Source organism: Burkholderia sp. HAN2018 (assembly GCF_024704855.1).
In the GTDB taxonomy this organism is placed as follows: Bacteria; Pseudomonadota; Gammaproteobacteria; order Burkholderiales; family Burkholderiaceae; genus Burkholderia; species Burkholderia cepacia.
The window spans coordinates 42,583-49,174 of sequence record NZ_QOBB01000035.1 but is presented as its reverse complement, the minus strand read 5'-3'; the positions used below and the strand labels follow the sequence as shown (position 1 = coordinate 49,174).

Here is a 6,592-nt window from a genome sequence, read left to right as displayed (position 1 = left end):
TCTGAGCCAGGATCAAACTCTTCAGTTTAAACCTGTTACTGTTTTCGGTTCGGTTAAGAACCGGTCGCTCACTCAAAGCTGACAGGAATATGAATCACTTCATAAACCTGACTTACTTTAGTGTGAGACTCTTGATACTTTTGCTACCTGATCCGAGGATCAGCTCGCTTCCATCAAGCGCCCACACTTATCGGCTGTTAATTTTTAAAGAGCAATCTGCGAGGAACTTCGTGTTTCCCGGCAGCGCTGCGTTTTCAGCAGCAGAGAAGCGAGATTATGAACCGTGTTTCGCAGCTCGTCAACAACTTTTTACACTACATCGTTGCGACTGCGGGGCTCAACTTCCAAGCCAGCCGCGCGCCCGACACTGCAGCACACCACCAGCTTCGCTCCCTCTCCCGCGCTGCGTTTCCGTTAGCGCGAAAGAGGCGTGATTCTAAGCACCCTCTTCGAACTGCGCAAGGGGTTTGACGCAACTTTTTTACAAAGGCTGCAATCCGGCCGATCTGCCATGCCTTGGCACGAGACCGCTTATGGTGCAAAGAACGGACTAGAATGTGAGGTTCTTCGCCTCTTTCTATATACGTCTTTAATATGCGCCAGCGAATCGCCAAACGCCTCCCCCCCGATGCCGACAAACTGGTCGGTCTGTCGCTTGCGCTCTTCGCGTCGGGCAGCCGCATCGAGGATCGCTTCTGGGAAGCGAAGCTCGACGCGCTGCTCGCCAAGATTGTCCGCAACGGCAACCAGACCACGCTCGACGCAGCGCTCGACCATCTTCAGCAGAATCATCCCGACGCCTATGGCGCGCTCGCCGACATGGCCGAGACGCACAGCGAGTCGATGGTGATCGAGCACGACGGCCAACCGTTCGACGCGCTGCTGGTCGCCGTCCCGGTTCTCGCATGGACGCGCTACATGATTCCGTCCGGCCCGCTCAAGAGTGACGTTGCCGACGCGCTGCGAACGCACCTGCAGGCACACGTCCTTGCGAACGGCACCCTCGTCGGCCTGGCACCGTTCCTTTACAGCATTGACCAGTTGCCGCGGCACCACGTCGAGACCTACCGGCTGGCCCAGCAGCTCGCTCATGCAGCGATCACCCAGCACACCCCCAAGCTCAGCTTCGGCGACCTGCCTGAAACCTCGCCGATCCTGGCCGACCCGCGCTTCCTGCTCGCCGTCGTCGCCGCACCCGCCGGCGCGCCGCTGTTCCGATGGCAGGAAGAGGAAAACGGCAGCCGGATCGAGCGTGGCCAGTGCCTCGAGCAATGGACGGCCCAGGGCGGCCCGAACCTGTCGATCGCCCTGCCCGGCTGCGAGTTCGAATGCCTACTTCCGGACGCGTACTATTCGGCTTGCCGGGATGCGGACGAACGGGTGCGTCCGCACACGGTGCGAACCGCCATTCGTTATCTTTTCGACACACTTGGTGCGGCACCGCAAGAGCTGCGCGCGGTGGTCGCCGGCTTTGGCGAACGCCGTATCGACGAGTATCGTGTCGGCTTCACGCGGCGTGCCAGCAACGACGTAATCTACGGTGTCGTATGGCCGCTTTACGGCCGTGAAAACGGCGACGTGTCGATCGACAGCGCGACGCTCGAAGGCGAAGCGCCGATCGAAGGACCGCTCGAGGAAATCGTGAGCCTGCTGAAGGAATGCGGTGTAACCGACGTCCGGCGGCACGCGGGCCGCTTCGAACCCGAATACTGCGACGACTGCGGCGTACCGCTTTACGCAGATCCGCTCGGCGAAATCGTCCACGCGGAAATGCCGGAAGACGCATCACCCGCCCAGCCGCACTTTCACTGAACCACACTGCAGTACCCTGACGGCCTGCCCGTCCGAAGCCGCTCACGGTTCCCGCCGGAGCGGCTTTTTTCTTGTCCGCCATCCTGCCGCCCGAAATTTCATACTTTTCCTAAGCCTTTCAGCCAAGCAGACATCGTGTAAGGTCTTTGTCATCATCAGACCCAAGGCATGCCAGACGGCAAATCAATGGCTCACATTAAGGAGGTTGAATATGCGGTTCCTGATGCTCAATTCAGACGCCGAGCGGCGTGACGGACTGAAGGCTCTGTTGCGACAGATCAACCGTCACGCCAGCATCAACGATGCGCCCGACAGTTTTCAGGCGCGCAGGCTGCTGCGCAACCAGCGTTTCGACCTCGTCGCGATCGACTGGCTCGACGTCGGCCGACTCAGCGAGCTTCAGGCGCTCTGCAGCGCGTGCTCGCCGACACCCGTCGCCGTTCTCGTCGACGAAACATCGCCGGAAGCCATCCAGCGCTTCTTCAACTATGGTGTCTCCGGCGTGATCCCGCACTCCACCCGGCCTCACCTGATCGTGCGTGCGCTCGAGATCGTTCTGCTGGGCGGGCATTACATCCCGCCGATCGCGCTCCGTCTGCTGCCTTCCACTGCTGCGGCGCGCTACGATGCCCATTTCCAGACACTCGCCGGGTCGCTTCCCCGCCGGCCGCCGAGCGGCCTCTTGTCGCCACGCCAAGCTCAGATCATGCGCTTCGTCCATATGGGCAGCACCAACAAGATGATCGCCCGTACGCTCGGCATCAGCGAAGGCACCGTCAAGATCCACCTCGCCAGCATCTTCCAGCAACTCGGTGCCGCCAACCGCGCCGCCGCGGTCGCGATCTACAACGGCTGGCTGTCGCCCCACCTCGAGGTGCTGCTGGCGAATCGCAACCGCACGCGCAAGCCGCCCATCGGCGAACAGGGCCCGGTTCCGCTGCGTACGCAACGGAAAGACCGCCCGTACCCGTTGCCAGCCTCAATCGACAGCACGCAGGACTTGCCGATCGCCGCTGAACCGCCAGCGCGGTTCCGGCGCGAACGCTAGCCAGACAGTCTCGATATTGCGACGGTCGGCGTGTGTGGATTCCCACCTTTGATGCTCAACGAGTAATATGGACGAATGGGTTTTCTCTTCACACCGCTTCCGCTCTGGGTTGGCATCGGTGGCTGGATCGCCGCCGTGGCCCTGCTCGCGCTCGCGATCTGGAATCGTCCCTTCGTGCGCCTGCAGGACGCCACGCTCCAGCACGTGTGGCTTGCGCTCGTCACCGCCATTACGGTCCTCTGGGCCTCGAATGCGTGGCTCGAAGACGGCATCGTCATGCATCTACTTGGCGCGACGCTGCTCGTCACACTGTTCGACTGGACACTCGCATTGATCGCGATGGGCACCGTCACGGCGGTTGCCGCGATCATTTTCGACGCGCCCTGGCAGGGCATTGGCCTGACCTATCTGATCTACGGCGCGCTGCCGGTCGCCGTGTCGGCATTGCTGCAGCGCGCCGCACTCGCATGGTTGCCGCACAATCTCGCGTCGTTCATCACCGGCCAGGGATTCCTGTCGCCGGCCATCGCAATCATCGCAGTCGCTGCTGCCGCGGCCGGGGTCCAGCTCGCGCTGGCGGACGGCGTGCCTGTCGTGATTCCGGCCGGCTATCTGCTGAACACTGCGCTTCTCGCACTCGGCGAAGCGTGGTTCACCGGCATGGCAACGGCACTCATCGCGGTCTATCGTCCCGCGTGGGTCACGACCTTCGACGTCCGGCGCTATCGCCTCGGCGGCCCGCGCGCCTGAATCGCCCTCCGGCGGCGGCACCGCCACCACCCACCGGCAGGGCCTCGCGCGGTGCGGCAGAATGCGACATCTACTGCCGCACAACTTTTTTACGCTAAGATTGAACTCCGGTTCTTCATCGGGCATCTATACGTGCCCGATGTCTCATTCGCTCCTCACCAATAACCAGATGGACAGCTCTCCTGCGTCGCTCCGGATTTTCCGGGCGCTCGGCAAGCTGGCAGCCTGTATTGCGGGCCTGTCGCTTGCGCTTCCGACACCGGCATTCGCCGACCTGCTCGACCAGCGCTCCGAACTGATCAACAAATTCGTCAACGAAATGCATGCCGATCCGCTCGCCGCCGATTGTGCGGCGCACGGCAGCTTCATCGCCAGCACGTCGTCGGCGTTCGACCGCGTCGACTTCGCGCCGAACACATTCGACAGCGGCAACGCGACAATCACGCCATGGAACGACTCGTTCGACCAGGGCAAGCAGCGCGTGAAGGTCGACAATATCGTCACTGTCGACGGACTCGGTATCCACAGCGACGGCAGCGACCCGACGCCGCTGAAATTCCGATGCGGCTATGTCGGTCAGCAAATGCTCGCCTTCAGCTGGAACGACCCGGTTCCGCCGCTGAAGCCGCGCGTCGAGCGCTCCACGTCCTCGACGAAGAAGTTCAAGGGCAAGTCACACCGAGGCAAGGTCAAGGCGAAAGCATCGAGCCGCACCGGCAGCAAGAAGGCCGCCGCAACGAAAAAGTCGAGCGGACAGAAGAAGGTCGTGAAGAAGAGCGCGAAGAAGTCCTGATTCGACGAAGCGACATCGACAGAAGCAAAAAAGCCGGAGCATCCTGAGATGCTCCGGCTTTTTTCATACGGCGACGCTGCGCTTACGCGAACGTGTCGACGTGCACCAGGATCGCAGCCAGCATCGCCGCGCCGAGCGCCGCGCTTCGCTCGCCGTTCCAGCCGACTCGCTCGTCGGGCAGGTTCGCGTTGTCCTTGAACGGCATCTCGAGCGTCAGCGACAGGCAGCCGAACTGGTGGCCGATGTACTTCGACGCGAGCTTGAGCGCGTCCTCCTTGTACTTGCTCGCCGCATAGCCGTGCTCAGTCTGGAAGTCCGGGCTCGCAACCTTGAACGCCTCGATGAACGCGGTCTGCTCCTTGCCCTGCTGCTCGGTAAAGCTCGGCAGCATTTCCGACCCGGCAACGAACACGTACGGCAGATCCTCGTCGCCGTGGATATCGAAGAACATGTCGCAGCCGATCGCATGGATCGCATCGCGCACGGCCAGCACCTCGGGGCTGCGCTCGGCATCGGGCGCCATCCACTCGCGGTTCAGGTTCGCGCCCGCCGCGTTGGTGCGCAGGTTGCCATGCACGCTGCCGTCCGGATTCATGTTCGGGACGATGTGGAACGTCACTCGATCGTAGAGCTTGCGCGCGACCGGATCGCCGGCCCAGTCGCCCCATCCGGCCAGCCGCTTGACGAGGCCTTCGACGAACCACTCGGCCATCGACTCGCCGGGATGCTGGCGCGCGATGATCCACACCTTCTTCTTCGGTGCGCCGTCGGCCTCCGGCGTACCGAGCGTCAGCAGCGACATCGGACGACCTTCGACCGTGCGACCGAGTTCGACGACGCTCGCCTGCGGCAACTGCTGGACCGCACCGAGAAATGCCGCATGACGCTCTTCCGAGTACGGTTCGAAATATGCGTAGTAGATGCTGTCGAATTCCGGCGTATGGTCGATGGTCATCGTCTTGCCGTCGAACGTCGTCGGCACGCGGAACCAGTCGACCCGGTCATAGCTCGCCACCGCGCTGTAATTGCGCCAGCCCGACGGATACGCGCATTCGGCAGCATTCTCGAACGTCATCACACAGCGCTCGCCGCGCGCGCCCGTCAAGCGGTAGTAAAACCATTGCGCGAATTCCGAGCGGTTGTCGCCGCGCACGCGCAACCGAATCGCATCGGGGCTGTCGCACGACACGACGTCGATTGCGCCTGCGTCGAAATTGCTGGTGATCGAAAGGGCCATCTGTCTCTCCTTTGTCGACCGGAGTTGGCGCTTTAGCGCTTACACCGGTCCCATGTAAAGCTGGCGACCGGAACAGGCGGTGTAGCGCTTGCCCGGCCTCATGCATGCACCGGCCGTCTCGTGAACGGCCGGCAGGGTCACTCGCCGACTCGCCGGCGATATACGTAAGTCGAATCGTTCGACGCAGCCGCATCGAACGCATAGCCTTCCGTCGCGAATTCCTTCAGCGCCTTCGGGTCGGCAATCCGGTTCTCGACGATAAAACGCGCCATCAGGCCGCGCGCACGCTTCGCATGGAAGCTGATGATCTTGTAGCGGCCGCCCTTCCAGTCCTCGAACACCGGCGTGACGACGGGCGCGGCCAGCAGTTTCGGCTTGACCGACTTGAAGTATTCGGTCGATGCGCAGTTGACGAGCACGCGCGCCGCGCCGCTGCGCGTTTCGAGCTGCTCGTTCAGCGCCCGCGTGATGCGGTCGCCCCAGAACGCGTACAGATCCTTGCCGCGCGCGTTCGCGAAACGCGTACCCATCTCGAGACGGTACGGCTGCAACAGATCGAGCGGACGCAGCAGCCCGTACAGTCCCGACAGCACGCGCACATGCTGCTGCGCATAGTCGAGATCGGCGGACGACAGCGATTTGGCGTCGAATCCTTCATATACGTCGCCGTTGAATGCGAGCACGGCCTGCTTCGCGTTGGCCGGCGTAAAGGTCGGCGACCAGTCCGCGTAGCGCTGGAAATTCAGGCGTGCAAGCGGATCGGAGATATCCATCAGCGTCGCGATGTCCTGCGGCGAAAGCTTGCGCAGGCCGTCGATCAGCTCGGACGCGTCGTCGACGAATGCAGGCTTCGTGTAAGACTGGACGTGCGCGGGCGTATCGTAGTCGAGGGATTTGGCGGGAGAGAGAACGATTATCATAGAGGCTCGCTGGCACGCCGTGCCTTGCGGTC

The 6,592-nt window shown here is 62.4% G+C and carries 6 protein-coding genes; 4 read left to right on the top strand and 2 right to left on the bottom strand.

Annotation, left to right across the window (positions count from 1 at the left end):
* Window positions 1-594: 594 nt before the first annotated feature.
* The 4 genes from DPV74_RS11900 (at window position 595) to DPV74_RS11885 (ending at window position 4,403) form a co-directional block, all read left to right on the top strand.
* Window positions 595-1,812 (top strand): DUF2863 family protein, encoded by a 1,218-nt coding sequence (locus DPV74_RS11900; protein WP_027786884.1) that lies wholly within the window; start codon window positions 595-597, stop codon window positions 1,810-1,812.
* Window positions 1,813-2,023: 211 nt separating this feature from the next.
* Complete coding sequence (locus tag DPV74_RS11895) at window positions 2,024-2,860, top strand: response regulator transcription factor (RefSeq protein WP_059697905.1); 837 nt, start codon at window positions 2,024-2,026, stop codon at window positions 2,858-2,860.
* A 75-nt stretch (window positions 2,861-2,935) separates the two neighbouring features.
* On the top strand, window positions 2,936-3,610 hold the full coding sequence (locus tag DPV74_RS11890) for an energy-coupling factor ABC transporter permease (RefSeq protein WP_027786882.1): 675 nt from the start codon (window positions 2,936-2,938) through the stop codon (window positions 3,608-3,610).
* Between the two features lie 139 nt (window positions 3,611-3,749).
* Complete coding sequence (locus DPV74_RS11885; RefSeq protein ID WP_060193485.1) at window positions 3,750-4,403, top strand: BspC domain-containing protein; 654 nt, start codon at window positions 3,750-3,752, stop codon at window positions 4,401-4,403.
* Between the two features lie 82 nt (window positions 4,404-4,485).
* Here the strand turns inward: DPV74_RS11885 and DPV74_RS11880 are convergent, their stop codons facing one another.
* Window positions 4,486-5,640: a M14-type cytosolic carboxypeptidase gene (locus DPV74_RS11880; protein ID WP_119337215.1), complete on the bottom strand. Its 1,155-nt coding sequence runs from the start codon at window positions 5,638-5,640 to the stop codon at window positions 4,486-4,488.
* 137 nt (window positions 5,641-5,777) lie between these two features.
* On the bottom strand, window positions 5,778-6,560 hold the full coding sequence (yaaA, locus tag DPV74_RS11875; RefSeq protein ID WP_021162829.1) for a peroxide stress protein YaaA: 783 nt from the start codon (window positions 6,558-6,560) through the stop codon (window positions 5,778-5,780).
* Between the last annotated feature and the right edge of the window lie 32 nt (window positions 6,561-6,592).

What these genes read in the sequence shown, in the direction of transcription:
- DPV74_RS11900 (WP_027786884.1), top strand. Translation starts at nt 595, where the DNA reads ATGCGCCAGCGAATCGCCAAACGCCTCCCCCCCGATGCCGACAAACTG.
- DPV74_RS11895 (WP_059697905.1), top strand. Translation starts at nt 2,024, where the DNA reads ATGCGGTTCCTGATGCTCAATTCAGACGCCGAGCGGCGTGACGGACTG.
- DPV74_RS11890 (WP_027786882.1), top strand. Translation starts at nt 2,936, where the DNA reads ATGGGTTTTCTCTTCACACCGCTTCCGCTCTGGGTTGGCATCGGTGGC.
- DPV74_RS11885 (WP_060193485.1), top strand. Translation starts at nt 3,750, where the DNA reads ATGTCTCATTCGCTCCTCACCAATAACCAGATGGACAGCTCTCCTGCG.
- DPV74_RS11880 (WP_119337215.1), bottom strand. Translation starts at nt 5,640, where the DNA reads ATGGCCCTTTCGATCACCAGCAATTTCGACGCAGGCGCAATCGACGTC.
- yaaA (WP_021162829.1), bottom strand. Translation starts at nt 6,560, where the DNA reads ATGATAATCGTTCTCTCTCCCGCCAAATCCCTCGACTACGATACGCCC.